Below are 25,512 nucleotides of genomic sequence, written 5' to 3'. Positions count from 1 at the left end.
GGTTACGAGGGCCACGAACAGCCGCAGCGCAGCGGAGGCAAATTATATACAGCTAGGCGGTTGAATTATGTTGGCGCGCAATGCCGAATCCTTGTTCTGGATCGGCCGGTATATCGAACGCGCCGAGTATACGGCGCGTATTCTCGATGTAGCTGTGCATCAGTTGCTCGAGGACGCGACGGTGGACCCCGACAAAACATCACGAGTCCTGTTGCGGGTCTTGAGTATTGAACCTCCCGAGGAGGAGCTCGATGTCTGGTCGGTGACCGAGTGTGTCGCCTTCGGTCGTGATCAGGACGGCTCGATCGTCGATTCCATCAGTCGTGCGCGCGAAAATGCCAGGGGTGCAAGGGAAGTCGCCTCCACCGAGATGTGGGAATGTCTCAATGCCACCTATAATGGACTCGCCGCCGCGGAGCGCGCCGCCCGCGCGCTCGGGCCGCACGAGTTCTGTCACTACATCACCGATCGGGCCGCCATGTTCGCCGGACTCTCGGACTCCACTTTGAGTCGCGATGACGGGTATCGCTTTCTGCTGTTGGGGCGTTCCATTGAACGTGTGGATATGACTGTGCGCCTGTTGCTTTCACGTGCGGGTGATCGCACCTCCTCTCCGGCCTGGGTGACCGTATTACGCTCGGCCGGAGCGCATGACCCCTATTTGCGAACGCATCGTGGCGTTCTCGACGCCAATCAAATCGCCCAATTCATTTTGCTGGACCGGCTTTTCCCGCGTTCGGTATTCCATTCCCTGAAGGTCGCCGAAACCTGCCTGCAGGAACTGGATCAACGCCCCAACAGTCGTTTCGCGGCGCGGCAGGAGGCGCATCGACTATTGGGCCGGGCGCGCAGCGAACTCGAATTCCTGCCCGCGTCGGTCCTGCTCGAAGACCTGCCCGCTCGCCTGCTCTGGCTCCAGGAGACCTGTCACGAGGTCGGAGAAGCCGTGGCGCTGCAGTATTTTCACGCCGAATCCTGGGTCGCCTGGACCGGTTTGCACGGGCGCAACGGCGTCAGGGTCGAGGAGGCGGTATGAGCGGGTCAGGGCCGGAGGCGGAAGCTCGCGTAACCACGCGAGCCCCCCGCTCATGCCGAAAGGACACAGCATGAGTTGGCGTATGCGAGTGGTGCATACGACCGGGTATGTCTATGACACACCGGTCTCCCGCTCATTCAACGAGGCGCGGCTGACCCCGCGCGCCGACAGCAGGCAGAACGTCATCCTCAATCGGGTCGAAACGGTGCCCTCCACCCGCTCGTTTCGCTATGTGGACTACTGGGGCACCACCGTCACCGCCTTCGACCTGCACGCCCCGCATACCGAATTGGAGGTGACCAGCGCCTCGGTGGTGGAGACCGAACCCTTCGCCGGACCCGCCGAGGAGCTCTCCTGGGAGGAGTTGCGCGCCGACGACGTCGTCGACCGCTTCGACGAATTGCTCACGCCCACCGCGTATGTCCCGCGCGAACGCCGTCTGGCCCCGGTGGCCCGGCAACTCGCGCGCGGCGTCCCGCCAGCCAAAGCCGTTGTGCGCGGCGCGGAGTGGGTGCACCGGGAGATGAACTATCTGGCCGGAACCACCGATGTGCACACCTCCGCGGTCGAAGCCTTCGCCGAGAGACAAGGTGTCTGCCAGGATTACGCGCATCTGACCCTGCTGCTGTTGCGCACCATGGGAATTCCCAGCCGGTATGTCTCGGGCTACCTGCACCCCGACCCCACCGCCGAGGTGGGCCGCACCGTCGCCGGACAGATGCACGCCTGGGTGGAGGCGTGGACCGGGCAATGGTGGGGCTACGACCCGACCAACAACATTCCCGTCACCGAACAACACGTATCGGTCGGAGTGGGCCGTGATTACGCGGATGTACCCCCGTTGAAAGGTATCTTCAGCGGAAGCGGGTCGACTGACTTGGAAGTGGAAGTGGAGGTCACTCGGCTCGCGTGACGCGTGATTCAGCAGAACACAGGTGCTCTCCCATCAGGGCGGGTCGATCCGGGAAGGTGGCTGATGTCTCCCACAGCGCAGGAAGTAACCGAGGAAATCGCCGAGCTGGAACCCATCGCACTGGGCAGGAAACTGTTCGCGGAGGCGCTGGGCACCTTCGTACTGGTGCTCGGCGGCGTCGGCACCGCGGTGCTCGCCGGAAACCGGGTCGGTGCGCTCGGCGTGGCCCTGGCCTTCGGCTTCACGCTGATGTTCCTGGTGTACGCGATCGGCCCCATCTCGGGCTGCCATGTGAATCCGGCGGTCACGGTGGGTCAGCTGCTGCTGGGCCGGGTTTCGGTCGCGGTAGCGGGAATGTACTGGGTGGCGCAGGTCATCGGCGGTCTGCTCGGCGGCACCGTGATCTACGCGATCGCCAAGAACCTGCCGTCCTACAACCGGGCCAAGGATGGACTCGGCGCGAACGGGTGGGGTGCGCACAGCCCGTCCAGCGTCGAACTCGCCGGGATCACCGTGAACGGGTACGGGCTGGCCGCGGCCATCACCGTCGAGGTGGTGCTGACCGCGCTGCTGGTCTTCGTGGTGCTGGCCTCCACCGATCAGCTCTCGGATGTGCCGCTCGCGGGTCTGTCGATCGGTATCACCCTGGCCGTCATCCACCTGATCTCGATTCCGGTGGACAACACTTCGGTGAACCCCGCGCGCAGTCTCGCGGTGGCGTTCTTCCAGGATGGCGCGCCCGCTCAGCTATGGGTGTTCATCGTGTTCCCGCTCATCGGCGGCGTGCTGGGTGCGCTGGTCTACGGCATCCTCTTCGGCCGCTCGCGGAACATGGTGAGCTGACAGCTCTTCGAGATTCCCGGGCCCCCTTTCCTTCGGAAAGGGGGCCCGGTGCGTAGGGGGAGGGTTGCCGGTTCCGCCGGGAGATTCTCGCGGGTGCCCAGGCAGTGTCGGGCTCGTGCAGCGGGTGTTCCGTGTGGGTGTTGGGGGAGTGTCGGGCTCGTGCAGCGGGTGTTCCGTGTGGGTGTTGGGGGAGTGTCGGGCTCGTGCAGCGGGTGTTCCGTGTGGGTGTTGGGGGAGTGTCGGGCTCGTGCAGCGGGTGTTCCGTGTGGGTGTTGGGGGAGTGTCGGGCTCGTGCAGCGGGTGTTCCGTGTGGGTGTTGGGGGAGTGTCGGGCTCGTGCAGCGGGTGTTCCGTGTGGGTGTTCGGGGAGTGCCGGGCTTGGCACCGGGTGTGTTCCGCGTGGGTGTTCGGGGAGCGCGCCGGTCGTGGCTGAGCGGGGGTTCCGCGTGCGGTTTCGGGGTCAACGGTTTTTGACGAGTAGGGCGTATTGGGCGGCGGCGCGCTGGCGGACGGTCTTCTCGTCCGGGGCGGTGATGACCGCCCAGTAGCGGCCGTCGGAGATATAGCAGTGGTAGCGGGTTTCGCGTTGGTTGTCGGTGGCGTCCTTCGACCGGAAGCAGGCCGCGCCGGGGACGCCTTCGGGGGCGGTGGCCGGGATATCGCCGTTCGCGGTTGTTTTGGCCAGGACCCGGGTGTGCATGGCGGTCACATGGGCCTCGTCGGGGAGTCGCAGCAGCCACCAATTGCCGATGAACGCGGCCCGCTCGACATCATCGCGTGCGGGTTCACCGGTCGCGGGGCCTCGCCCGAACAGGTGGGAGACCGCGCGCGGGCCGTAGACCACACCGCTGCCCGGGGCGAACGTGAACCAGGTGGTCTCGGCCGGAGTGCCATTCGGACCCACCGACGGATACGGCCACTTCACCGGGTCGGGGTGCAGGAGACGGCGCAGCATGCCGTCGCCGTCGAAGGGCATGGCGGACAGCTTGTCCGGGGCGGTCGGCTGGAATTGGTCCAGCAGCGGCAACTCCGCGGCGAGGGTCGCCGCCGTGCGCCCGGCGAGCGCCGCGGTATCGGGGATTCGATCGGCCACATAGGTCACCACCACAAACGACCGATGCGCCACGGCGGTGATCAGCACGGGTGAACGGACCCGCGACACCGCGAAAGCGTCCGCGAATCCCGGAATGTCGACGCGCCGGGTATCCGGGCTCAGGGCGGCGGCGGAGTCGGCGATCCGCCCGGCCACCAGTCGGGCGATCGGATCCTCGCGAAAGCTGAGCACCGTCATGCGCAGCGCCTTGGACTCGCCGAACTTCGGTACGCCGCCGCTGGGATCATCGGTGCCGTTGACGATGTATCCGGCGATCATGCCGAACTCGGCGATCGGTTTCAGCGCGATCTCCGGTGCGAGCACCGCGGTGCGGCCGGGGGTGGGCAGCAATGCCGAACCGCCGTAGACCAGGTCCTTGTCGATATCGGTGGGGTTGGCCACCGCCTCGCCCAGGCGCACGGATTCCAGAACACGCCCGTAGGTGTCATTGTCATTCGCGGGCGCGGCTCCTTGGTCGGTCGACACCTCGCCCGTATCGAGTCCGGACAGTGCGGGCTGGGCGGCGTGCGGGGTGCCCGGCACGACCTCACCGCCGCAGCCGCTGAGCACTCCGGCCAGCATGGTCAGGCTCACCGCGATGGTCGCCGCGCGCCGTAGCGCCCGCCGCGCCTGTTCGTTCATCACAACCTGGTCCTCGCTAGATCGGGGCGCTGGGCCACCATTGGTCGTGGAGTTCGCGACCGGAGTTCGCCCCGGTGATCCGCAGTTTGCAGAAGGCGCGCACGCCATCGAAGCGAATATCCAACTGGCCCCGGGGTTTTCCATCACTGTCGAAGGTCTTCCACTCCGCCGTCCCGGTCCCGGAGGCACGCGACCAGGCTTCGCTACCCTGCGTTCTATCGGTGATCTCCACCGCGGGCATGGCCGAGCGATCGGTTGCGCAGGTCGCCCACACGGTGGTGTCACCGTTCGAGCAGACCAGCACCGGCTGATCGAGGACCTCGTCGATGGGCACGGCCTGACTCGCATTGTCCGAGGCGGTACAGCGCAGGTCCTGATATCCGTGACCCGACGGCGTCGACGGCAGCAGCCTCGGGAAGGTGTCGACTATGAAACCGAAAGCGCGCCAGGGAGATCCGGCGACGGTGGGAGGCGTGCCGGGAGCGGCGGTGCCGGACCCGGAATCGGAGTGGTGGGTGGTGATCCCGATGGCGGCGAGGACCACCACGGCACCGGTCGCCGCGGCGAGCAGTGCCATGGTGCGCCCCCGCCGGGTGCGGCGGGGTGGGACGCGGCCGCCCTGCCCACCCGCGGCGGCACCGGAAGCGCGCCGACCGCCACCCGAGATCCAGCCGCGCCGCGTGGGTGCGATCGGCGCCAGCAGCGCCGCGGCGGCGGCCTCGGCCAGTTCACCGCAACTGCGGTAGCGATCGGCCGGGTCGGCCGACATCGCGCGTGCGACAACGGAATCGAGCGCCGCGGGCAATGCCGGATCGACGCTGCTGGGCGCCGGTCGTGGTGCGGTCAAATGCGCGTGCATGACCGCGGCGACGGTTTCGCGGGGGAAAGGTACAGTTCCGGTGAGCAATTGGTAGAGCGTGCCGCCGAGCGCGTACACATCGGTGCGCTCATCGAGAACGCCGCCGCTGATCTGTTCGGGCGCGGCGAACGCGAGCGTGGCGAGCACCTGGCCCACCGCGGTCAGCCCGCCGGATTCCGTTGTCGCGCGCGCTATTCCGAAGTCCGTGACGAGTTCCCGATCCGCTGCGGCGGTCCCACTCGGTCCGATCGCGCCGGGCGCCGCAGCGGCCGCTTCGATCGGATCGCTTACCGTCGGGCCGCCCGCGTCGGATTCACCCGCGCCGTCTCCGCGTGCGGGTTCGATGAGGATATTGGCGGGCTTGACATCTCGATGCAGCAGCCCGGCGCGATGTGCGGCGTCCAGGCCCCGCGCCGCGCCGCGCACAATGGCGACCGCGCGCTCGGCGGGCAGACCGCCGGCATGCTGTTTCAGCAGTTGTCCGGCGTCATAGCCGTCGACGAATTGCATGGCGATCCACAGCATGTCGGCGTCGCCGCCGCAGTCGTAGATGGCGACGATATTGGGATGATCGAGCTGCCCGGCGAGTTCGGCCTCCCGTAGGAACCGTGCCCGGAATTCGGCATCGGCCCCCTCGGTCAGGATCTTGAGCGCATCCTTGCGTGGCAGGCGTGGGTGCTGGGCCAGGTAAACACTGCCCATACCGCCCGCGCCGATCCGGCGTTCGATTCGATATCCGGAGACCACCGCACCCGGTCCGAGTGTGCGCACGCGCGCCGCCTACCGGTTCCGCACCAGAAGCGCGTACTGCGCGGCGGCGCGCTGGTGCACCGACTTCTCATCGGTCGCGTTCACCACCGCCACATAGCGCCCGTCCTGCACGACGCAGTAGTAGACCGGCAGAATTCCTTCCTGCCGAAGGCATTTCGTATCCGGCACGGCCGGATCGGCCATCGGTGTCTGGTTCCGGCCGTACGCGGACTCCTCGGCCGCCAGGCGGCGGGCGCTGGGTGCGTCACGCACCCGGATCAGCCAATTGCGGTCGATCAGGGCGACGCGCTCGATGGCGTCGGCGGGTATACCGGCGGTCTCGGCCGCGCCGGGTAATGCGTGTGCGGCGCCGGTCGGGCCGAACACCACACCGCTGGCTTCGATGTAGTAGCCCTCGCCCGCGGTGGTATCCGGCTGCAACTTGGTGATGTAGGGATAGGACCAGGCGCCACGGGTGGTGGGCACCATGCGCCGCAGCATGTCGTCCCGGTCGAAGCGCAGGCCGGGCAGATCCGCGACCGGGGTCGGCGCGAAGCGGTCCAGCGTGGGCAGCTCCACCGAGACGGCCTTGGCGGCCAACCTGCTCAGCTCGCCCAGATCCGGATTCGGGAAGGTGACGAAGATGGTCACCACGAACGGTCCGTGCGCCAGGGTGATGCCCAGGGTCGGTACGGTGGGCCGCCAATGGCCCTGTGCCGCAGGATAATCGGGCAGGGTGACCGCGACGTTCTCCGGGCTCACCGCGAAGTCCGCCGCCTCGATCTCGGTGGCGGCGCCGCGGGCCGCGGCGTCATCGGGAAGTCGCAATGCGGTGATGCGCAGCGACCACGGGCGGTTGTAGGTCGGGCAGTTGGCGGGTGGGCAGCCGACCACCGAATATCCGCCCAGCATGCCGTATTTCGCGAGAATCGGGCTGGCCACATCGGCGAGAATGCCGGTGGTGTCGGCCGGGCGCGGGAGCAGGGCGGGCATGCGCGGGCTCAGCGACGCGTCGATTTCCCGGGGATCGGCCACGGCCTCGGACATGCGCGCCGATTCGATGAGTCGGCTGTAGCGCTCCTTGTCATTGCGCGGTTCGGTGAGCGTTTCCGCGCCGAATTCGCCGAAGTCCAAGTCGCTCAACGAGATATCGGCGGAGACCGGCGTACCGTCGACGGTGCGCGCACCCCACAGCAGTACCGCGACCAGTATCGCGACGATGAAGCAGGCGACCCCGGCGAGTATTCGGCGACCGGGGGTGAGCGCCGGGAGGCTAGATCGGAGCATCAGGCCACCAGGTGTCGACGATGGCCTGTCCCGAGACCGTCGAGCTGAAGATGTCCAGGACGCAGAAGTTCCGCGCCGGATCATCGAAGTTGATGCGCACATTGCCCTGCCGACGACCGTTGACCATATTGTCGCCCCACATGATTCGGCCGCTGGCGCCCCCACGCGTCCACTGTCGCTCACCCGCCTTCGGAATCGGCCAGGCGACATCCGGCCAGTTCAAGCGGCTGGTCATACAGGTCGCCCAGACCATGTCCACCGGATCGCCGTCGGCACTGCACGCCAGCCAGGCCGAGGCGCGGCGCACATCCAGGGGCAGCGTATTGCCGTCCTGATCGCGCAATCCACACCAGAGTCCGCGATAGCCGCTGCTCGTCGGTGCATGCGGCAGCAGCGCGGGGAAAGCGGCGACGGCGAATCCGGCGGTGCCCCAGGGGCCGGAGTCGTCGGCCACCGGCGCGGGGGAAGTTACTGTGGCAGAAGGGCTTTCGGAGTCGCCCGCGCGGATCACGAAGACCGTGGCGGTGATCGCCAGCGCGAGCGCGACCAGCGTGATCGCGGTCGAGAGCAACCTGCCGCCGCCCGCGCGCGGTGGCGGAACGTCCGCGACCTCCTCGCCGCGCAGTGCCGCGGCGGCGGCCTCGGCCAGTTCGCCGCAGCTCCGATAGCGCTGCTCGGGTTCCTTCGCCATCGCGCGCGCGATCACCCGGTCCAGGTATCGCGGCAGTGCGGGATTGACGGTGCTCGGCAACGGCGGCGGCTCCACCAGATGCGCGTGCATGACGGCCGCGGCCGAGGTGTACGGGAAAGGTGCTGAGCCGGTGAGCAATTGGTACAGCGTCGCACCCAGGGCATAGACATCGACGCGATGGTCGAGGGTTTCCCCGCGCAATTGCTCCGGTGCGGCGTACGCGACCGTCGCCAAGACCTCCCCGGCCACCGTGAGTTCGGTGGCTTCGCCTATGGCGCGGGCGATTCCGAAATCGGTGACCAGCACCCGATCCGGCCCGTCCGGACTGGGCGAGACCATGATATTGGCGGGCTTCACATCCCGGTGCAGCATGCCCGCCGCATGCGCGGCATCGAGCCCGCGCGCCGCCTCGGCGACGATATGCACCGCGCGCTCGGGTGGCAGCCCGAGCGGGTACTCGCGCAGCAGTTCGGCGGAGTCCGAGCCCTGCACGTACTGCATTGCGATCCAGAGGGATTCGCCCTCCACGCCCCGGTCCAGGATCGCGACCACGTTCGGCTGCGCCAACCGCGCGGCGAGTTCGGCCTCGCGCAGGAACCGCGCCCGGAACTCGGCGTCGGCGCTGCTGTTGTCGGAGAGCACCTTGAGCGCGATCTGCCGGGGTAGTCGCGGATGGCGCGCCAGATAGACCGAACCCATACCGCCCGCGCCGAGCTTGCGTTCGATCCGAAAGCCCGCGAACACTTCACCCGCCCGCACGGGGAGAGTCTCGGGGCTCTACCGGAATCCGTCAATACACACGAATAAATATTGGCTAGTACCAGTGGTATTCGGCGCAGAGCCGATGCGCGACCAGGTCGAATGTCTTGCGCGGCACAATGGCTCCCTCACGCCGGATACCGTCCTCCGGCACATCGAGCACCCGATCCAGGCGCACCCAACTCGGCCGCCCCTCGTGATCCCACGCGCCGCCGCCGATGCCGACCCAATTGGCGTGCCGCGCGTGATCGGCGTTCGAGGACAACATCAATCCGAGCAGCGTCCCGCGATCGCGCCCGACGACGAGCACCGGCCGGTCCTTGCCATTGCTCGGATCCTCCTCGTACGGCACCCAGGTCCACACGATTTCCCCCGGATCGGCCCGCCCGTCCAACTGCGGGCTGTAGACAATCTGCCGTGCCCGCTCCCGCGAAGGCACCCCGGCCGACGAGGTCGGCCGCACCGCCGGAGCGCTCGGCTTGGGCGCCACCGCCCGCGCCGCCCGCCCCCACACCGAAGACTGCGCCATTCGCCCGATCAACTTCGGACCCTGCTGTTTGACCAGATGAGACCCCTGCTCCTTGGCCACGAGCCCCAACTGCTTCCCCAGCGCGTTCCACCTGCCTGCCATGCGGGGCAGCTTAACGGCGACGCGCGCGGTTCTCATCCGGGCCGGATTCGCCTGTGCGTACCGGGATTTCGCGGTACCGTCCAGCGGTTCGAAAATTCAATGTTTCACAACAGGGGAATTGTGTGATGCCAAGACGATTCGCGGGTCTGTGCGGGGCGACGGTCGCGACCACCTCGATGCTCGCGCTGGCCGCGCCGCACGCCTCGGCCACGGTGAACACTCTCTCGGTCAGTCATGAGAGCTACCAGACGCCGGGCACCTTCGTCCTGGACGCGTTCACCGACGACGTCGCCCCGGTGTGGTTCCTCGACAATGGCGCACCCATCTCGGGAAGTCCGCTGACGCCCAAACGCATCACCGACGAAACCTCGCCCTGTCCGAGCTCGTGCTGGGTCGGGATGACCTGGTATCCGAAAACCCTCGGCAGCCATCACCTGGTGGCCGAACAGCGCGCCGCCAACGGGTCGGTGCTCAGTTCCCGGGCGAAGGACATCGATGTCACCACGCTGCCGAGCAGCGGTAGCTCCAATCTGCTCACCGGCAGCGCCGGGTAGGCGACCGGCGGCACTCGCCGAGCCGGGGCGCGGAGCGCTCCGGCATGCACCGTAGACTTCGGGGTTGACATGCCGCTGTTTTGCCATGCCGAGGAGTGACTCCGATTAGCAGTTTCGCCGATACGACGTTCACCGATCCGTCCCGGATCAGGAACTTTTGCATCATCGCCCATATCGACCACGGGAAATCGACCCTGGCCGATCGGATGCTGCAACTCACCGGTGTGGTCGAGGAGCGGGCCATGCGGGCCCAGTACCTGGACCGGATGGATATCGAGCGCGAGCGCGGCATCACCATCAAGGCGCAGAATGTGCGGCTGCCTTGGGAGGTCGACGGTGAGGAATACGTTCTGCACCTGATCGACACACCCGGCCACGTGGACTTCACCTACGAGGTGTCGCGTGCGCTGGAGGCGTGTGAGGGCGCGATCCTGCTGGTCGACGCCGCGCAGGGCATCGAGGCGCAGACCCTGGCCAATCTGTACCTGGCGATGGACAAGGAATTGACCATCATCCCGGTGCTGAACAAGATCGATCTGCCGGCCGCGGATCCCGATCGGTACGCCGCCGAGCTCGCCCACATCGTCGGCTGCGAGCCCGAGGATGTGCTGCGCGTCTCCGGTAAGACCGGTGTCGGCGTGGCCGAACTGCTCAATGAGGCCGTACGCGTGGTCCCGCCGCCGGTCGGCAAGGACGACGCCCCCGCGCGCGCCATGATCTTCGACTCGGTGTACGACACCTACCGCGGCGTCGTCACCTATGTGCGTGTGGTGGACGGCAAGCTCACCCCGCGCCAGAAGATCAAGATGATGTCCACCGGCGCGACTCACGAACTGCTCGAGATCGGCATCGTCTCGCCCGAACCCAAACCCACCCGGGGCCTGGGCGTCGGCGAGGTCGGCTACCTCATCACCGGTGTGAAGGACGTCCGGCAGTCCAAGGTCGGTGACACCATCACCAGCGCCCGCGACGGCGCGACCGAGGCGCTCACCGGATATCGCGAACCGCGGCCGATGGTCTACTCGGGTCTGTACCCGGTCGACGGTTCGGACTACCCGAACCTGCGCGACGCCCTGGACAAGTTGCAGCTCAACGACGCCGCGCTCACCTATGTGCCGGAAACCTCCGTGGCCCTGGGCTTCGGCTTCCGCTGCGGCTTCCTCGGACTGCTGCATATGGAGATCACCCGCGAGCGCCTGGAACGCGAATTCGGCCTCGACCTGATCTCCACCGCGCCCAACGTCATCTACCGCGTGGTCATGGAGGACGGCACCGAACATGTCGTCACCAACCCGTCGTACTGGCCCGAGGGCAAGGTGAAGGAGATCTACGAGCCCGTCACCAAGTGCACCGTGATCGCGCCGAGCGAATTCATCGGCACCATCATGGAGCTGTGCCAGGCCCGCCGCGGTGAACTGCTCGGCATGGACTACCTGTCCGAGACCCGCGTCGAGATGCGGTACACGCTGCCCATGGCGGAGATCATCTTCGACTTCTTCGATTCGCTGAAGTCGCGCACTCGCGGTTACGCCTCACTCGATTACGAGGAGGCCGGCGAACAGGCCGCCGCGCTGGTCAAGGTCGACATTCTGCTGCAGGGTGAGGCCGTGGACGCGTTCTCGGCCATCGTGCACAAGGACGCCGCCCAGGCGTACGGGCACAAGATGACCACCAAACTGCGCGAACTCATTCCGCGTCAGCAGTTCGAGGTGCCGATTCAGGCCGCCATCGGATCCAAGGTCATCGCGCGCGAGAACATTCGCGCCATCCGCAAGGACGTGCTCGCCAAGTGCTACGGCGGTGACATCAGCCGTAAGCGCAAACTGCTCGAGAAGCAGAAGGAAGGCAAGAAGCGGATGAAGACCATCGGCCGCGTCGAGGTCCCGCAGGAAGCCTTCGTGGCGGCGCTGTCCACCGACTCGAGTGCGGACAGCAAGCCCAAGAAGTAAGCCCGACCTCTCGGACTCCCGTGCCCCGCTGCCTTACGGCAGCGGGGCACAGTGGTGGATGGGGGTGGTGTGGTGCCCCGCTGCGCGGTGGGGTGGATGGGGGAGGTGTGGTGCCCCGCTGCGCGGTGGGGTGAATGGGGAGCGGGCGGTGCCGCGCTGTGTGATGGCAGCGGGGTGGTGTGGTTTGCGAAGTTCGCGGTCGAGGCGTTCTGCGGTCCGAGCGGGGCGTTCGCTGTGCAGGTCGAATCAGGGGCTTCCGAACTCATATGCAGGGTGACAAGCTATGTGTCGCATCGCTGTACGCATCGCCTCTACCTGGTGGATGTGACAGACCGGATATCCGGAAATAGGGTGTGAAACGAGTTTGAAGACGGCGGTCCGCCAGCGGCGGATCGCCGATCCTTGAGAGCGGAGCCTTGATGACGCGTGAGCGGTCCTTCGACGACGACGCAGCCGGTGACGAGTACGCAGATGACGCCGCGTATCGCATTGCCACCGGCGTGGCGCGCACGGCGAGGGCGGGCGCGTATGTCACTGGCGGGGCGCTCATCGCCTCCGCGGGCACCCGGGGTGGCCCGGCCCCGGCGATCGATAACGACAGCCGCAATGTGAGCTGGTCGCAGGCGAACGATCCGCAGCCGGACGAGCCCAGCCCGACCCTCACCTTCCCGGATCTCACCGCCGATCAGGTGCCGCCCACGCACCTGCCGTCCGGAATCAATCCGGTGGCGCTGCCGGATAATCACCACTTCGGCACCGATGCCGGACTCCTGCCGCCGCAGTACGACGCGCGCGACGCCTCGCACGATGTGAGCATGTCGGGCTTCCACGGCGTGGGCCTGCCCGACACCGAGCCACCCCAGTCCTTCACTCTGCCGGGTTATCAGCAGGATTCCGGATTCGAGCTACCGCAGACCCCGGGCCAGTCCGAGAACCCGTGGGCCGGGCAGCAGCCGGGTACCGGTGCACCGGGCTGGCAGCTTCCGGTCGCCGATGCTCCGCAGTGGCAGCTTCCCGGGGCCGACGGCTCGGGTTGGCACATTCCCGGTATGGACGGCGGCCAGGGCTGGCAGCTGCCCGATATGGAACCGGGGCAGGGCTGGCAGATTCCGGGCGGCGGTCTCAAACTCCCCGGGGTCGACGGCCATCAACCGGGACTCGTAAATCTGCCCCATGCCGGTGACATTCTCGGAAGTGATTCGCACGCGGGCATCTTCGACGGTATCGGCGATGGCCCCATCGGAATCTCGGTCGGCACCAACTGGGCCGTGGATATGCACGTCGGTCTCGACGGCATCCACTTCGAATCGGATCTGAAGGTCGATATCGCCGTCGGCAATGTCGGTCACCAGCTCGATCAGTTCACCCAGGATATGGGTCACGGGATCTCGCACGTGCCGAACGGCATCGACCCGAACGGCAATCCGCTCCCCGCCGGCGCCAACCCGTGGGCCGAGGGCACCGTCCAGCCCGGCGGTCAGTCCGCCGCGGCCGCCAATCTTCCCGGCCAGCAACCGAATTCGTCGGCTGTCCCCGGTCCGCACGGCGCGACCTCCGGATCTCCCTCGGGCGCACCGGGTTCCGCGATTCCGGGCGGTACCGTCGCCCCGGGTGCGTCCGCGCCCGGTGCGGCGCTGGGCGCCCCCGCCGCGTCGGTCCCGGGTGGATTCGCGGCTCCCGCACCGGCTTACGTGGCCCCCGCCGCTCCCGCGCCGGCTTACGCGGCCCCCGCGGCTCCCGCTCCGGTCTCGGCTCCGGCCGCGCCGATCGTCGTCGCTCCGGTGGTTCCGGTCGCCGCCGCACCCGCCGTGGTGGCCCCGGTGGTGGTGGCGCAGCCGGTCGTGACGACCCCGTTGCAGACCACCATTCAGCCCGACGCCGCCCAGCATCCGATCGCGAACCTGCTGACCACGCCCGGCCAGTCGCCGCTGTACGCCTCGGCAGCCAACGCACCGGCGCTGTTCAACCATCCGGGCCACCCGGTGCCGCTGGCCTCGGGTCAGCCCGATCCGTCGGTCGTGGTCGCCAAGCCGGTATCGCCGACCGCCGATACGACCATGCCCAAGATCAGCGTGCCCAAGACCGATCCGCTCACCACGGCACCGCACGTCCCGGTGAACACCAAGGTGCCGGGTATCAATGATCCGGCCTCGACCAAGCTGCCGGGCATCACGGTGCCGCCGGTCACGACCGCGCCGCATGTCACCGTCCCACCGGTGACCGCGGATCCGGACGCGGGCACCACCCGCCCGCACCACCCGTCCGACGACACCGATACGCACGGTAGTTCACCGACCATTACGGTGCCGGACGACAACGATCCCGCGCCGACCCATCAGCCGCCGGTGACCCGCCCCTCGCATCCGGGCGGCTCCGACGTGACCGTCCCGACGGTCGCGCCGACCGTGGATCCGGATCTGCCGACGCATCAGCCCACCGTCACACTGGATCCGACGGTGCCCACCGTTGCCCCGACGGTGCCGACCACGCAGCCGCAGAACACCCCGCCCAAGACCCTGGACGCTCCCAAACCGGCGAAACCCATCGCCGATACCGGCGATTCGGGTCAACATCTGATGCCGATCGCCGACGACTCCGCCCTGCACCCGGTCTACCTGGTGCATGACGCCGGTCTCGGCTCGCATCTGATTCCGGACGCGACACTGGCCGACAGCCACCTCCCGCTACACGCCGCGTTCGACCATACGCTGCTGTGAGCGGAGCCGAACGTCTTGTCGCAGTGAAGAATCCGGACGCGATGGGCCCGCTGCTCGCGCTGCTCGACGAGCTGCTCGAGCCGGTGCACACCGCGGGCCGCGCGGACCTGGCCGGCCGCCTGGGCATCGCCCGCGCCCGGCTCTCCGATCCCCGGGTGCGCCTGGTGGTGGTCGGTGAATCCAAGAGCGGTATGAGCACGCTGGTCAACAGTCTCATCGGGGCGGCGGTCAGCGCCACCGACAGCACCGTCAGCGTGCCGGTGATCGCCGAGTACGGGCCGCAGTCCACCGCCACCCTGGTGCGGGCGGGCCGCGGCGGCATCGCCGAACGCCAAGCCGTCGACCCGCAGCAGGCGGTCGCCGAACTCGTCGACGAACATGTCATCCGGGCCGAATTCACCGAGCCCAGCGCGCTTTTGGCGGAGGGCTTCGTGGTGCTCGACGCACCCGGTTCGCCCGCCGACACCCCGGCCACCTGGTCACTGCTGGCCGTGGCCGATGCGGTGCTCTACGTGGCCGATGCCGCGCGGCCGTTCACCGCCGGGCAGATCGGGCAGTTGCAGCGCATTCAGCAGGTGTGCCCGACGGTGGTCTGTGTGCTCAACAAGATCGACCAGTATCCGCAGTGGCCGGAGGTGCAGCAGCACGATCGCCGCCTGCTCGATGCCGCCGGGCTCGCCTTCGCCGTCGCACCCGCCTCGGCGCGGCTGCATGAGCAGGCCACCGCCACCGGTGATCAGCAGTCGGATCTGGAATCCGGTGTGCCGCAACTGCTCGACCATCTGCGCGGGTATGTGCTCGGCAATGCCGATGCGGTGGCCGCCGAGGCCGCGGTGCGCGATATCGGGCTCATTACCGACCATCTGGCATTGGCGCTGCGCACCGAGGCCGAGACCCTGCGCGATCCGCGCCGCTACGGCGTCATCACCGAACAGTTGCGCCGCACCCGCGAGGAGGCCGAGCAGCTGCGTCAGCGCAGCGCCAACTGGCAGGTCACCCTCGCCGACGGTGCGGGCGAGCTGATGGCCGATACCGAACACGATCTGCGACACCGGCTGCGGAGCCTGATCCGGGATGCCGAGGCCGACATCATGAAGCGCGATCCGGCCCGGCGCTGGGCCGAGTTCGGCGCGGATCTGGATGCCAAGATCTGTGAGGCGGTGGAGGAGAACTTCGTCATCGCGCACTACCGCTCGGTGGAGCTGGCCGAGCAGGTGGCGGCCAAATTCCCGGACCGCGGTATTCCGACACCCGAACTGCGCCTGGACAATCCGGGCGAGGTGGGCGAGGTGCTGGAGCCGGTGACCTCCCTGGACAAGCTGGACAGCGCCAAACCCGCTGTGGCGCAACAGTTCCTGAATATGCTGCGCGGCTCCTACGGCGGCGTGCTGATGGTCGGCCTGGCCACCAGCCTGCTCGGCATGTCCCTGGTGAACTGGTACTCGGCCGGCGCCGGTGTCCTGCTGGGCGTCAACGCGCTCTGGGACGACCGCAAAGCGCGTAAGCAGCGCCGCCAATCCGAGGCCAAGGTCGCCGTCGCGCGGCTCATGGACGATGTGATCTTCCAGGTGAGCAAGGAATCGCGCTATCGCCTGCGCGCGGTACAGCGCAATCTGCGCGACCATTTCACCGAAATCGCCAATGAGACACTGCGTTCGGTGGACGCCTCACTGCGCGCGGCCGAGGAGGCCGCCGCCGTGCACTCGGGTCAGCGTCGCGAACAGCGCCTCACCGAGATCGAATCCTCGCTCATCCGCCTGCACGACCTCCGCGAGCGCGCGGACGCGCAGGGCGGTCAGAGCTCGGGCTACTGACAGGAAGCCCCGTCATCCCGGTGACAAGCCCCGTCATCCCGGCGCGCTTTTGGCCGGGATGCACTGCACCGGTGTGGATCCCGGCCAAAATCATGCCGGGATGACGAGGGGCTGCCGTCCGGGATGGCGAGGGGCCGCCGTTACGACCTTCCCGGATGCGCCGGATTGAACTGTCCGGCGTGATGGGATTCCTCGGCGCGGATCACGTGCATGACCGCGTTGATCAGCGCCAGGTGCGTGAACGCCTGCGGGAAGTTGCCCAGATGGCGTCCGGTGCTGGTATCGATCTCCTCGGCGTACAACTTCAGCGGGCTGGCATAGCCGAGTAGCCGTTCGCACAACTGGCGGGCCCGGGGCAGCTCGCCGATCTCCACCAGCGCGGACACCAGCCAGAACGAGCAGATGGTGAAAGAGCCTTCCGCGCCGGACAATCCGTCATCGGTGGTGTCGGTGCGATAGCGCAGCACCAGACCGTTCTCGGTGAGCTCATCGGCGATGGCGAGCACGGTGGCGCGCACCCGGTGGTCGGAGGGCGGCAGGAACCGCAGCAGGGGCACCAGCAGTAGTGAGGCGTCGAGACTGTCGCCGCCGTAGGTTTGGGTGAACACCCCCTCGGAGTTCACGCCATTGTCGAGAATGTCCTGCCGGATCTCATCGGCGATGTCATGCCATTTCCTGGCGTAGTCGAATTCCCCATGCCATTCGGCGAGTTTCGCGCCGCGGTCCAGCGCCACCCAGCACATGACCTTGGAGCAGGTGAAGTGTTGCGGCTCCCCGCGCACCTCCCAGATACCGCGATCGGGGTTGCGCCAGTTCTCGATTGCCGCCTGCACCTGTCGTTCCAGCATGGGCCACAACGTCTCCGGCACCTGCTGGCGCGATTTCACGTGCAGGTACACCGAATCCAGGAGGGTGCCCCAGATATCGTGCTGTTCCTGGTTGTAGGCGCCGTTGCCGATCCGCACCGGTTGTGCCCCGTCGTAGCCGGACAGGTGCGGCAGTTCGGATTCGGTGATCTCGCGTTCGCCGCCGATACCGTAGAGCACTTGCAGCGGAAGGGCTTTCCCGTTCCCCTCGGTGGTGACATCGTGCAGGAAGGCGAAGAAGTCGTCGGCCTCGCGATCCAGGCCGAGGGTGTACAGACCCCACAGCGCGAAGGTGGAGTCCCGCACCCAGGTGTAGCGGTAGTCCCAATTGCGTTCCCCGCCGGGTGTTTCCGGCAGCGAGGTGGTCGCGGCGGCCATCAGCGCACCGGTCGGGGCGTAGGTGAGGCCCTTGAGCGTGAGCGCACTGCGCTGCAGATAGCCCCGCCACGGGTGATCGGGGAAGCGTCCCAGCGTGATCCACTGCCGCCAAGCTTCGGTGGTGGTCCACATCTTCTCCGCCGCGGCCTCGAAGGTCTTCGGCGGTGCCAGATCCGACCAGGACAGCGCCACGAACACCTGATCGCCCTCTTTCATCCGGGTCCGGGCGCGGGCCTCACGGCCCTCCAGGCCGAGTCGCAGATCGGTGGTGATGGTCAGGGTCGGGCAGCCGTCGATATCGCTGGTGGCGGTCGCCTGTTCGTAGACGTCACCGCTGTACTCCCACATGGCCGCGCCGCGGTGGTAGTCGAAGGCGGGTTCGCAGCTCATCTCCAGCTCGACCACGCCGTTGACGCATTTCACCGTGCGCAGCAGCATGTGCTCGGCGTCCCAGTCCATCGGGGTGCGCTTATGCGTGCGGCTGCGCGAGCGATTGTTATGCCACGGCCCGAGCACCAGGGCGTCGCGCACGATGAGCCAGCCCGTCTCGGTCTGCCAGGTGGTCTCCACGATCAGCCCACCGGGCAGATAGCGCCGTGCGGCGGGCACATTGCGTCCGTACGGGCCGAGCCGGAAGTGTCCGGCACTGCGGTCCAGCATGGCCCCGAAAATGCTGGGGGAGTCCGGTCGCGGTACGCACATCCACTCCACCGAGCCATTGCGGGCGATGAGGCAGGTGGTTTCGCAGTCGGACAGGAAGGCGTAGTCGTCGATGGGCGGGAACGCCGAATAGTGGCCGACGCCGGTCGCGGAGGGGAGGAACCCGTCGTTGAGCGAGACGTCGGGCCGGTCGGTCGAGTCTCGGGGCGGGGCGAGCGTCTCGGTGCCCAGTGGGCCGGTCTCACTGCCGAGCGGCCTGGTGTCGGACTCCGGTTCGTCGTAGGACTCCATGTACACCATCTTGTGTCCTGTCGGCCCGAATCGTCCACCATCGTGACTTCGGCCTAGGCTGATGTCGTGCATCGGATTGCAGGATGGTGGGACGGCGTCGAACTCTGGGTGGCCGGCCTACCCTTTGTTCCCCAGTTCGCCGTGGTGCTGGCCGCCATGGTGCCGGTCTGCTTCGCCATCGCCTACGTGCTGGATCGCGTGTTGCGGGTTGCGCTGCGCGCGCTGGGTCGTGATCGGATTGTCGCCCAGGAGGCCGCGGCGCCCGCCGCGCAGCCGCGTCGTATGCGTAAGGAAGCAGCCTGATGCCCCGCTCTCGTGTTCAGCTCGCCCTGATCGCGCTGCTCGTACTCGTTGTCGTCGCCTGGCTGTTCACGCGCTGATTTCGCCCGCTGTTCATCGGGCGAATCGGACTTCGGGTCCGGTCTGTCGGATGCTGCGCGTACGCTGCTGCACCATGTCAACCGATGAAGGCTTGGAACTGGAAACGCTGCTCTCCGAAGAGGATTTCGAGGAGGAGCCGCGTCTGATCGCCACTCACCTGTGCGGCCCGGATGAAGCCATCGAAATGGTGAAGGCCGCGCAGCTGCTCGGCCTGGGTGTCCGGCTGGTCAACCGCATCCGCCCGGATGAGGAGGATGCCGAGAGTGCCACGGAGGAGTGGATTCTCGACATCCTGGAGAACCCGCCGGTCGTCGAGGGTGACGAGTAATTACGTCCCCGGGGCCTGCTGGTCCCGCCACTCGCTGAAGCGTTTCCCGATCTTCGAAACCGTTTCGCCCACTTCCTGACCCACCGTGCCGACCGCGGATCCGACATCGCGTCCGAGGTTGCGCACGGTGCGGATCAGCGGATCCTCGGATTGGTCGAAGTTCTGCCGGTAGGCGCGTGCCGCCTCCTTGACCTGATCGCTGATCCGCGCCTGCTTGTCGTGCTCGCGTAATGGGTACTGGCCGGACAGGATTCGGTCGTATTCACCGCTGGTGATCCAGCGCCGCAGCTCGGCCGCGCGCAGCACCGAGAACGGGTGCGTCTGCAATTCCAGATTCAGCAGTTTGAGCACACCGTCGCGTAGATCGCCCGCGCGGTCGTAGTCGTCGGCCTGCTGCAGGAACGCCGCGTGGCTCATCTCGGCCACGCGTGAGCCGCCCGCCAGCTTCATATGCACGCGCACCGAGGCGTCCACATCCTGTCCGCAGAGCAGTCCGGCCCGGTCGCCGGAGAGCTCGGATTTGCGGCTCCACTCCATCAGCGCCGCCACGATCGCGCGTAATGCCCAGCCGCCCACCGGAACCCAGCCGATTCCCGCGGCCAGCTGCATCAAATGCATGAGCATGGTCCGATACACCGCGTGCCCGGAGAGCGCGTGCCCGAGTTCATGTCCGACCGTGAAGCGCAGCTCCTCCGGATCGAGCAGATCCAGCAGTCCGGTGGTGAGCACGATGAACGGCCGATCCATGCCGATGGTGAAGGCATTGACCGAAGGGTCCTGCAGCACAAACATTTCCGGTGTGCGCGGGGCGTCCAGAATGCGCACCGCGTCCGCGCGCAGGTGATGCAGGTTCTTGAATTGCCGCTCATCCACCCGCACCGCGGTGGCCAGGTACAGCAGTCGATGCTGGCGTTCGGCGAGCAGTCCGGAGAGCGTGCGCAGCAGTACATCGAAGCCGGACAGCGAGCGCAGGGTCACCAGCGCGGTGCGGTCGGCCGGATGCTCCCAAGCGCGGGTGGAGATGCCGGGAAAATCCCGGCGGAGGCGATCAGGACTCGTCATGTAAATCCCCCGTGTGGATACTCACTCTGATTCGCGGCCTCACCGGCCGCTCTGCTACAGTCTGCCGCGTGTCGTCGAGTGTTGTGCCCCAGGTCCGCCATGAATTGGCGTTGATCGCTGTGGGCTGCCTCGCTGTCGCGGATATTCACTGTCGCTGATCCTCGACCGAGCTCTGCTGCCCGTCCTGTTTGTAGACTGGCGCGCGTGCCTTTCGCAGCACTGCTCGTTCTCCAGCGGCCTCCGGGTCGATAGCGCGACCGCCACGTCATGACGCGGCGGGTCTACGGCAGTCCCCAGATTTCCGCCGGCGGTGTGCGCACCCCGGCGAGCGGTAGGAAAGGTCCACCGATGTCACGCGATTCCCGATTGCCCCGTCGTTATCTGGCGGTCGCGCTCACCGCCGTCGCCGCCACGGTGCTGACCGCGTGCAGCGGCGGCTCCAGCGATGTGATCGGTGGCAGCGGCGGTCCGGATGGCAAGGGCGGCAAGCTGAATCTGTATGCCTACGCGGTCCCCAAGCCCGGGTTCGACAAGGTGATTCCCGAGTTCAACAAGACCGATGCCGGTAAGGGCGTCGAGGTGCTCGGCTCGTATGGCGCCTCCGGCGATCAGTCCCGCAAGGTGAAGGACGGCGCGGAGGCCGATGTGGTCGACTTCTCCGTCGAGCCGGACATCACCCGCCTGGTGGATGCCGGTCTGATCGATCCGACCTGGAATGCCGACGCCAACAAGGGGATTCCGTTCGGTTCGGTAGTGGCGATCGTGGTGCGCAAGGGTAATCCGAAGGGCATCAAGGATTGGGACGATCTACTCGAGCCCGGCGTGGAAGTGGTGACGCCGAATCCGTTCAGCTCCGGTTCGGCGAAGTGGAATCTGCTCGCGCCCTACGCCGCCAAGAGCGACGGCGGTAAGAACCCGCAGGCCGGACTGGACTACCTGACCGAACTGGTCAAGCACGTGAAGGTGCAGCCCAAGTCGGGTCGCGAGGCCACCGACACCTTCCTGCAGGGCGTCGGCGATGTGCTGATCAGCTATGAGAACGAGGCCATCTTCTCCGAGCGCCAGGGTGATCCGGTCGAGCACACCATTCCGCCGACCACCTTCAAGATCGAGAACCCGGTCGCGGTGCTGAAGAATGCCAAGAACCCGACGCAGGCCGTGGCCTTCAAGGACTTCCTGTTCACCCCCACCGGCCAGCTCGCCTGGGCGCAGGCCGGGTTCCGTCCGGTCGATCCGAAGGTGACCGCCGCGTTCGCCGATGACTTCCCGATTCCGGCCAAACTGTGGACCATCAACGACCTCGGCGGCTGGAAGACCGTGGACAAGGAGCTCTTCGCTCAGGGCACGGGCAGCATCGCCCAGATCTACGACAAGGCCACCAAGTAGTCGGGTGAGCTGGGACACACGGGATACTTGGCGATTGTGAACGACAGCAGTGGAGACGCCGGAACGCGCACCGACGTCTCCGATGACAAGCGCAGCACCGTCCGTCCGCGCCGACGGTCCTGGCTGCGGGTGACCGGCTCGGTCGGTCCGCTCGGCATCGCGACCACGGTGCTGTGGCTCAGCATTATCGTGCTGCTGCCGCTGGCCGCTCTGACCTACAACGCCTTCGGCGATGGCTGGGCCGGATTCTGGGACGCCGTCACCGCGCCCGCCGCGCTGGACGCGCTGCGGGTGACGGTGTTCGTGTCGGTGATCGTCGCGATCGTCAATGTCGTGATGGGCACGCTGATCGCGTGGGTGCTGGTGCGGGACGACTTCCCGGGCAAGAGCATCGTCAACGCGCTCATCGATCTTCCGTTCGCACTGCCGACCATTGTGGCCAGCATTGTGCTGCTGTCGCTGTACGGGCCGCAGAGTCCGATCGATATCCACCTCAATGCCACTCAGCCCGGTCTGGTGGTCGCGCTCGCCTTCGTCACACTGCCGTTCGTGGTGCGCTCGGTGCAGCCGGTGCTCATCGAGGTCGACAAGGAAGTGGAGCAGGCGGCCGCATCGCTGGGGGCGGACAACTGGACCACCTTCCGCAGTATCGTGCTGCCGACGCTGGCTCCGGCGATCATCAGCGGTGGTGGGCTCGCGTTCGCGCGCGCCATCGGTGAGTACGGGTCGGTCGTCTTGATCGGCGGCAATATTCCGCGCGAGACGCAAATGGCCTCGCAGTACATCCAGCAGCAGATCGAGATCGATCGGCCGGTCAACGCGGCCGCGGTTTCGGTTGCGCTGCTGGTCATCTCGTTCGCGTCGCTGCTGATTCTGCGGTTGTTCGCCGAGCGTTCGGTTCGCAAGGAGGTGGATGCGCGATGAAACTGTCCACCCCGACCCGTCTTTCGCTGCGCACACTGGCGCTGGGCTATCTGCTGATCCTGCTGGTGCTGCCGCTCGGTCTCATTCTGTGGCGCACCTTCGAGGACGGCATCGGCACGTTCATCGACTGGATCAGCACGCCCGCGGCCATCTCCGCCTTCAATCTGTCGATGATCATCGTGGCCATCGTGGTGCCGGTGAATGTGGTGTTCGGCATCATCACCGCGCTCGCGCTGGTGCGCGGACGATTCCCGGGGCGCAATCTGGTCCAGGGTCTGGTCGATCTGCCGTTCGCGGTTTCGCCTGTCGTCGTGGGTGTTTCACTGATTCTGCTGTGGGGCGCGGGCGGTTGGCTCGGCGGTATCGAGCACCACGGGCTCAAGGTGATCTTCAATCTGCCCGGCATGGTCATCGCCACCATCTTCGTCACCCTGCCGTTCGTGGTGCGCGAGGTGGAGCCGGTACTGCACGAGATCGGCGATGATCAGGAGCAGGCGGCAGCCACCCTCGGCGCGTCCCGCTGGCAGACTTTCTGGCGGATCACCCTGCCCGCGATTCGCTGGGGACTCACCTACGGTGTAGTGCTCACCGTGGCGCGCGCCCTCGGCGAATTCGGTGCGGTGATCATGGTTTCCACCGCGCTGCCCGGTAAATCGCAGACGCTGACGCTGCTGGTGAACAGCCGCTACCAGGACCACAACGCCTTCGGCGCCTATGCCGCGGCGACCCTGCTCATGGGTATCGCGCTCGTCGTTCTCCTATTCATGACACTCCTCGAACGCAAGCGGGGCACTGCCAAATGATCACCGTGACCAATGCCAACAAGCGCTACGGTTCCTTCGCCGCGCTCGACGATGTCAGCCTGGACATTCCCTCCGGGGAGCTGACCGCGCTGCTGGGCCCGTCCGGATCGGGCAAGTCGACGCTGTTGCGGTCGATCGCCGGTCTCGAGACCCTGGACAGCGGGATCGTCACCATCGCCGAGCGCGATGTGACCAATGTGTCGCCGCAGAAGCGCGATATCGGATTCGTCTTCCAGCATTACGCGGCGTTCAAACATATGACCGTCCGCGACAATGTGGCGTTCGGGCTGAAGATCCGCAAGCGGCCCAAGCCGGAGATCAAGAAGAAGGTCGACGATCTGCTGGAGATCGTCGGGCTGGACGGTTTCCAACACCGGTATCCCGCACAGCTTTCCGGCGGTCAGCGCCAGCGTATGGCGCTGGCCCGTGCGCTCGCCGTCGACCCGCAGGTGCTGCTGCTCGATGAGCCGTTCGGTGCGCTGGACGCGAAAGTCCGTGCGGACCTGCGTACTTGGCTGCGCCGGCTACACGAAGAGGTGCATGTGACCACCGTGCTGGTCACCCACGACCAGGAAGAGGCCCTGGATGTGGCCGACCGCATCGCGGTCATGAACAAGGGCCGCATCGAGCAGGTCGGCAGTCCCGAGGATGTCTACGACCGTCCCGCGAACGATTTCGTCATGTCGTTCCTGGGTGCGGTGGCCAAGTTGAACGGCCACCTGGTGCGCCCGCACGATATCCGCGTCGGCCGCGATCCCTCCATGGCGCTGGCCGCCCACGAGGGCACCGCGCAGTCCGCGGGCGTCACCCGCGCCACGGTCGAACGAGTCGTCCACCTGGGCTTCGAGGTTCGCGTCGAACTCCGCAATGCCGCCACCGGCGATATCTTCACCGCCCAGGTCACCCGCGGCGATGCCGAGGCCCTGCATCTGGCGGAGGGCGAAACCGTCTACGCGCGCGCCACCCGAATTCCGGAACTCCCGGTCGCCCCGGTCGCCGTGGTCCCGGTCGCCTGAGAGCCGGGTGCGAGGCCGCCCCGTCGTCGCGGCGTGCGAGTCCATCCGGTCATCCCGGCGTGCTTTTGGCCGGGATCCACTTCCATCGGATAGTGCGACACGCCGGTTGTTGGGATGCGAAGGTCTCCTAGAGCTTTACGGTTGGCGGCCAATGAGCGACGCTGGTAGCCAGCCGATGGATACCAGCCATTTGCTCAGCGATCGACCGATGGAAGGCCCACACCATGGCCTTGACCGAATCCGAAGCCAGAGTGCTTGCCGCATTGGCTCGGCCGGAGTTTCCGGCCGCGCTCACCGTTCGCCAGCTGTGTGCCGCAACGGGTCTCACCGCGGGCGCGGCGCGGCGGGCGCTGCACGGGCTGTCCCAAACGGGGCTGGCTCTGGCGACACAGCACACCCCGGCCACCTGGCAGGTCACCCATCGGGGACGGCTCACCATTCATTCGGCGACCTACAGCGACTACCTCACCCGGCACCGGAGGCCACCGCCATGCTCGCAGCATTCTCGATCACCCCTATCGGCGCAGGTGAAGACGTAGGCGAACCGGTTGCGGCCGCCATTCGCGTCATCCGTGAAAGCGGCCTGCCGAATCGCACCTCGGCGAGCTTCACCGAGATCGAGGGGGAGTGGGACGAGGTCTTCGCCGTCATCAAGAAGGCCACCGATGCGGTACTGGCGATCTCCAACCGGTGCAGCATCATGGTCAAAGCCGATGTGCGGCCGGGGCATACCGACATGTTGACCGCCAAGGTCGCCACGGTAGAGCGCTACCTCGCGGAGTAGTGAAGGGAAGTCGCAACCCTCGTCATCCCGGCATTCTTTCGGCCGGGCTCCACACGGGCTGTGCTCCAGCTGATTTCGGTCGATCCCGGCCGAAAA

The 25,512-nt window shown here is 66.9% G+C and carries 23 protein-coding genes; 16 read left to right on the top strand and 7 right to left on the bottom strand.

Going from position 1 to position 25,512, the window contains the following annotated elements; genetic code table 11:
* Positions 1–67: 67 nt before the first annotated feature.
* The 3 genes from OHB26_RS02160 to OHB26_RS02150 all read left to right on the top strand — a co-directional run bounded on the left by OHB26_RS02160 (position 68) and on the right by OHB26_RS02150 (position 2,792).
* Positions 68–1,036, top strand: a complete 969-nt coding sequence (locus tag OHB26_RS02160; RefSeq protein ID WP_330182552.1) for an alpha-E domain-containing protein — start codon at positions 68–70, stop codon at positions 1,034–1,036.
* A gap of 70 nt (positions 1,037–1,106) precedes the next feature.
* Positions 1,107–1,949 carry a transglutaminase family protein gene (locus tag OHB26_RS02155; RefSeq protein ID WP_330182551.1) on the top strand — a complete coding sequence of 281 codons (843 nt, stop codon included), beginning with the start codon at positions 1,107–1,109 and terminating at the stop codon, positions 1,947–1,949.
* A gap of 63 nt (positions 1,950–2,012) precedes the next feature.
* Positions 2,013–2,792, top strand: a complete 780-nt coding sequence (locus OHB26_RS02150) for an aquaporin (protein WP_330182550.1) — start codon at positions 2,013–2,015, stop codon at positions 2,790–2,792.
* A 459-nt stretch (positions 2,793–3,251) separates the two neighbouring features.
* Here the strand turns inward: OHB26_RS02150 and OHB26_RS02145 are convergent, their stop codons facing one another.
* The 5 genes from OHB26_RS02145 to OHB26_RS02125 are packed head-to-tail and all read right to left on the bottom strand — an operon-like array spanning position 3,252 to position 9,503.
* Complete coding sequence (locus OHB26_RS02145) at positions 3,252–4,526, bottom strand: DUF7373 family lipoprotein (protein ID WP_330182549.1); 1,275 nt, start codon at positions 4,524–4,526, stop codon at positions 3,252–3,254.
* Positions 4,527–4,542: 16 nt separating this feature from the next.
* Positions 4,543–6,156 (bottom strand): serine/threonine-protein kinase, encoded by a 1,614-nt coding sequence (locus tag OHB26_RS02140; RefSeq protein ID WP_330182548.1) that lies wholly within the window; start codon positions 6,154–6,156, stop codon positions 4,543–4,545.
* A 9-nt stretch (positions 6,157–6,165) separates the two neighbouring features.
* Positions 6,166–7,422, bottom strand: coding sequence for a DUF7373 family lipoprotein (locus OHB26_RS02135; protein WP_330182547.1), 1,257 nt, complete (start codon positions 7,420–7,422; stop codon positions 6,166–6,168).
* On the bottom strand, positions 7,409–8,872 hold the full coding sequence (locus tag OHB26_RS02130) for a serine/threonine-protein kinase (protein ID WP_330182546.1): 1,464 nt from the start codon (positions 8,870–8,872) through the stop codon (positions 7,409–7,411). The genes OHB26_RS02135 and OHB26_RS02130 overlap by 14 nt, the downstream gene beginning before the upstream one ends.
* Before the next feature lie 55 nt (positions 8,873–8,927).
* Positions 8,928–9,503: a type II toxin-antitoxin system PemK/MazF family toxin gene (locus OHB26_RS02125; protein ID WP_330182545.1), complete on the bottom strand. Its 576-nt coding sequence runs from the start codon at positions 9,501–9,503 to the stop codon at positions 8,928–8,930.
* 125 nt (positions 9,504–9,628) lie between these two features.
* Between OHB26_RS02125 and OHB26_RS02120 the strand changes: the two genes are divergently transcribed.
* The 4 genes from OHB26_RS02120 (at position 9,629) to OHB26_RS02105 (ending at position 16,537) form a co-directional block, all read left to right on the top strand.
* Entirely contained in the window at positions 9,629–10,057 is a 429-nt protein-coding gene (locus tag OHB26_RS02120; RefSeq protein WP_330182544.1) for a hypothetical protein, read from the top strand.
* A gap of 95 nt (positions 10,058–10,152) precedes the next feature.
* Entirely contained in the window at positions 10,153–12,006 is a 1,854-nt protein-coding gene (gene lepA / locus OHB26_RS02115; RefSeq protein ID WP_330182543.1) for a translation elongation factor 4, read from the top strand.
* Positions 12,007–12,425: 419 nt separating this feature from the next.
* Positions 12,426–14,723, top strand: coding sequence for a hypothetical protein (locus OHB26_RS02110; RefSeq protein ID WP_330182542.1), 2,298 nt, complete (start codon positions 12,426–12,428; stop codon positions 14,721–14,723).
* Complete coding sequence (locus OHB26_RS02105) at positions 14,720–16,537, top strand: hypothetical protein (protein ID WP_330182541.1); 1,818 nt, start codon at positions 14,720–14,722, stop codon at positions 16,535–16,537. Before OHB26_RS02110 ends, OHB26_RS02105 begins: the two co-directional genes overlap by 4 nt.
* Positions 16,538–16,677: 140 nt before the next feature.
* Here the strand turns inward: OHB26_RS02105 and OHB26_RS02100 are convergent, their stop codons facing one another.
* Positions 16,678–18,732 carry a glycoside hydrolase family 15 protein gene (locus OHB26_RS02100; RefSeq protein ID WP_442942978.1) on the bottom strand — a complete coding sequence of 685 codons (2,055 nt, stop codon included), beginning with the start codon at positions 18,730–18,732 and terminating at the stop codon, positions 16,678–16,680.
* 66 nt (positions 18,733–18,798) lie between these two features.
* On the opposite strand from OHB26_RS02100, the gene OHB26_RS02095 reads away from it, so the two are divergent.
* Positions 18,799–19,035, top strand: coding sequence for a hypothetical protein (locus OHB26_RS02095; RefSeq protein ID WP_330182539.1), 237 nt, complete (start codon positions 18,799–18,801; stop codon positions 19,033–19,035).
* A gap of 151 nt (positions 19,036–19,186) precedes the next feature.
* The gene (locus tag OHB26_RS02090) at positions 19,187–19,441 is read left to right on the top strand and encodes a hypothetical protein (RefSeq protein ID WP_157556817.1); all 255 of its coding nucleotides are present in this window, start codon (positions 19,187–19,189) and stop codon (positions 19,439–19,441) included.
* Here the strand turns inward: OHB26_RS02090 and OHB26_RS02085 are convergent, their stop codons facing one another.
* Positions 19,442–20,503, bottom strand: a complete 1,062-nt coding sequence (locus OHB26_RS02085; RefSeq protein WP_330182538.1) for a M48 family metallopeptidase — start codon at positions 20,501–20,503, stop codon at positions 19,442–19,444.
* 68 nt (positions 20,504–20,571) lie between these two features.
* On the opposite strand from OHB26_RS02085, the gene OHB26_RS02080 reads away from it, so the two are divergent.
* From OHB26_RS02080 to OHB26_RS02050, 7 genes are all read left to right on the top strand, one after another.
* Positions 20,572–20,661, top strand: coding sequence for an Ms4533A family Cys-rich leader peptide (locus OHB26_RS02080; RefSeq protein WP_328601465.1), 90 nt, complete (start codon positions 20,572–20,574; stop codon positions 20,659–20,661).
* A gap of 190 nt (positions 20,662–20,851) precedes the next feature.
* Complete coding sequence (locus OHB26_RS02075) at positions 20,852–21,889, top strand: sulfate ABC transporter substrate-binding protein (protein WP_330182537.1); 1,038 nt, start codon at positions 20,852–20,854, stop codon at positions 21,887–21,889.
* Between the two features lie 123 nt (positions 21,890–22,012).
* The gene (cysT, locus tag OHB26_RS02070) at positions 22,013–22,813 is read left to right on the top strand and encodes a sulfate ABC transporter permease subunit CysT (RefSeq protein ID WP_330185465.1); all 801 of its coding nucleotides are present in this window, start codon (positions 22,013–22,015) and stop codon (positions 22,811–22,813) included.
* Positions 22,810–23,616 carry a sulfate ABC transporter permease subunit CysW gene (cysW, locus tag OHB26_RS02065; protein ID WP_330182536.1) on the top strand — a complete coding sequence of 269 codons (807 nt, stop codon included), beginning with the start codon at positions 22,810–22,812 and terminating at the stop codon, positions 23,614–23,616. Before cysT ends, cysW begins: the two co-directional genes overlap by 4 nt.
* Positions 23,613–24,632 carry a sulfate/molybdate ABC transporter ATP-binding protein gene (locus OHB26_RS02060; RefSeq protein WP_330182535.1) on the top strand — a complete coding sequence of 340 codons (1,020 nt, stop codon included), beginning with the start codon at positions 23,613–23,615 and terminating at the stop codon, positions 24,630–24,632. The genes cysW and OHB26_RS02060 overlap by 4 nt, the downstream gene beginning before the upstream one ends.
* 224 nt (positions 24,633–24,856) lie before the next feature.
* Positions 24,857–25,171: a MarR family transcriptional regulator gene (locus OHB26_RS02055; protein WP_330182534.1), complete on the top strand. Its 315-nt coding sequence runs from the start codon at positions 24,857–24,859 to the stop codon at positions 25,169–25,171.
* On the top strand, positions 25,123–25,416 hold the full coding sequence (locus tag OHB26_RS02050; RefSeq protein WP_330182533.1) for an MTH1187 family thiamine-binding protein: 294 nt from the start codon (positions 25,123–25,125) through the stop codon (positions 25,414–25,416). The genes OHB26_RS02055 and OHB26_RS02050 overlap by 49 nt, the downstream gene beginning before the upstream one ends.
* The last annotated feature ends 96 nt before the right edge of the window (positions 25,417–25,512 follow it).

Source organism: Nocardia sp. NBC_01503, from assembly GCF_036327755.1.
Taxonomy (GTDB): domain Bacteria; phylum Actinomycetota; class Actinomycetes; order Mycobacteriales; family Mycobacteriaceae; genus Nocardia.
This window is presented reverse-complemented; position numbering and strand designations above follow the sequence as displayed.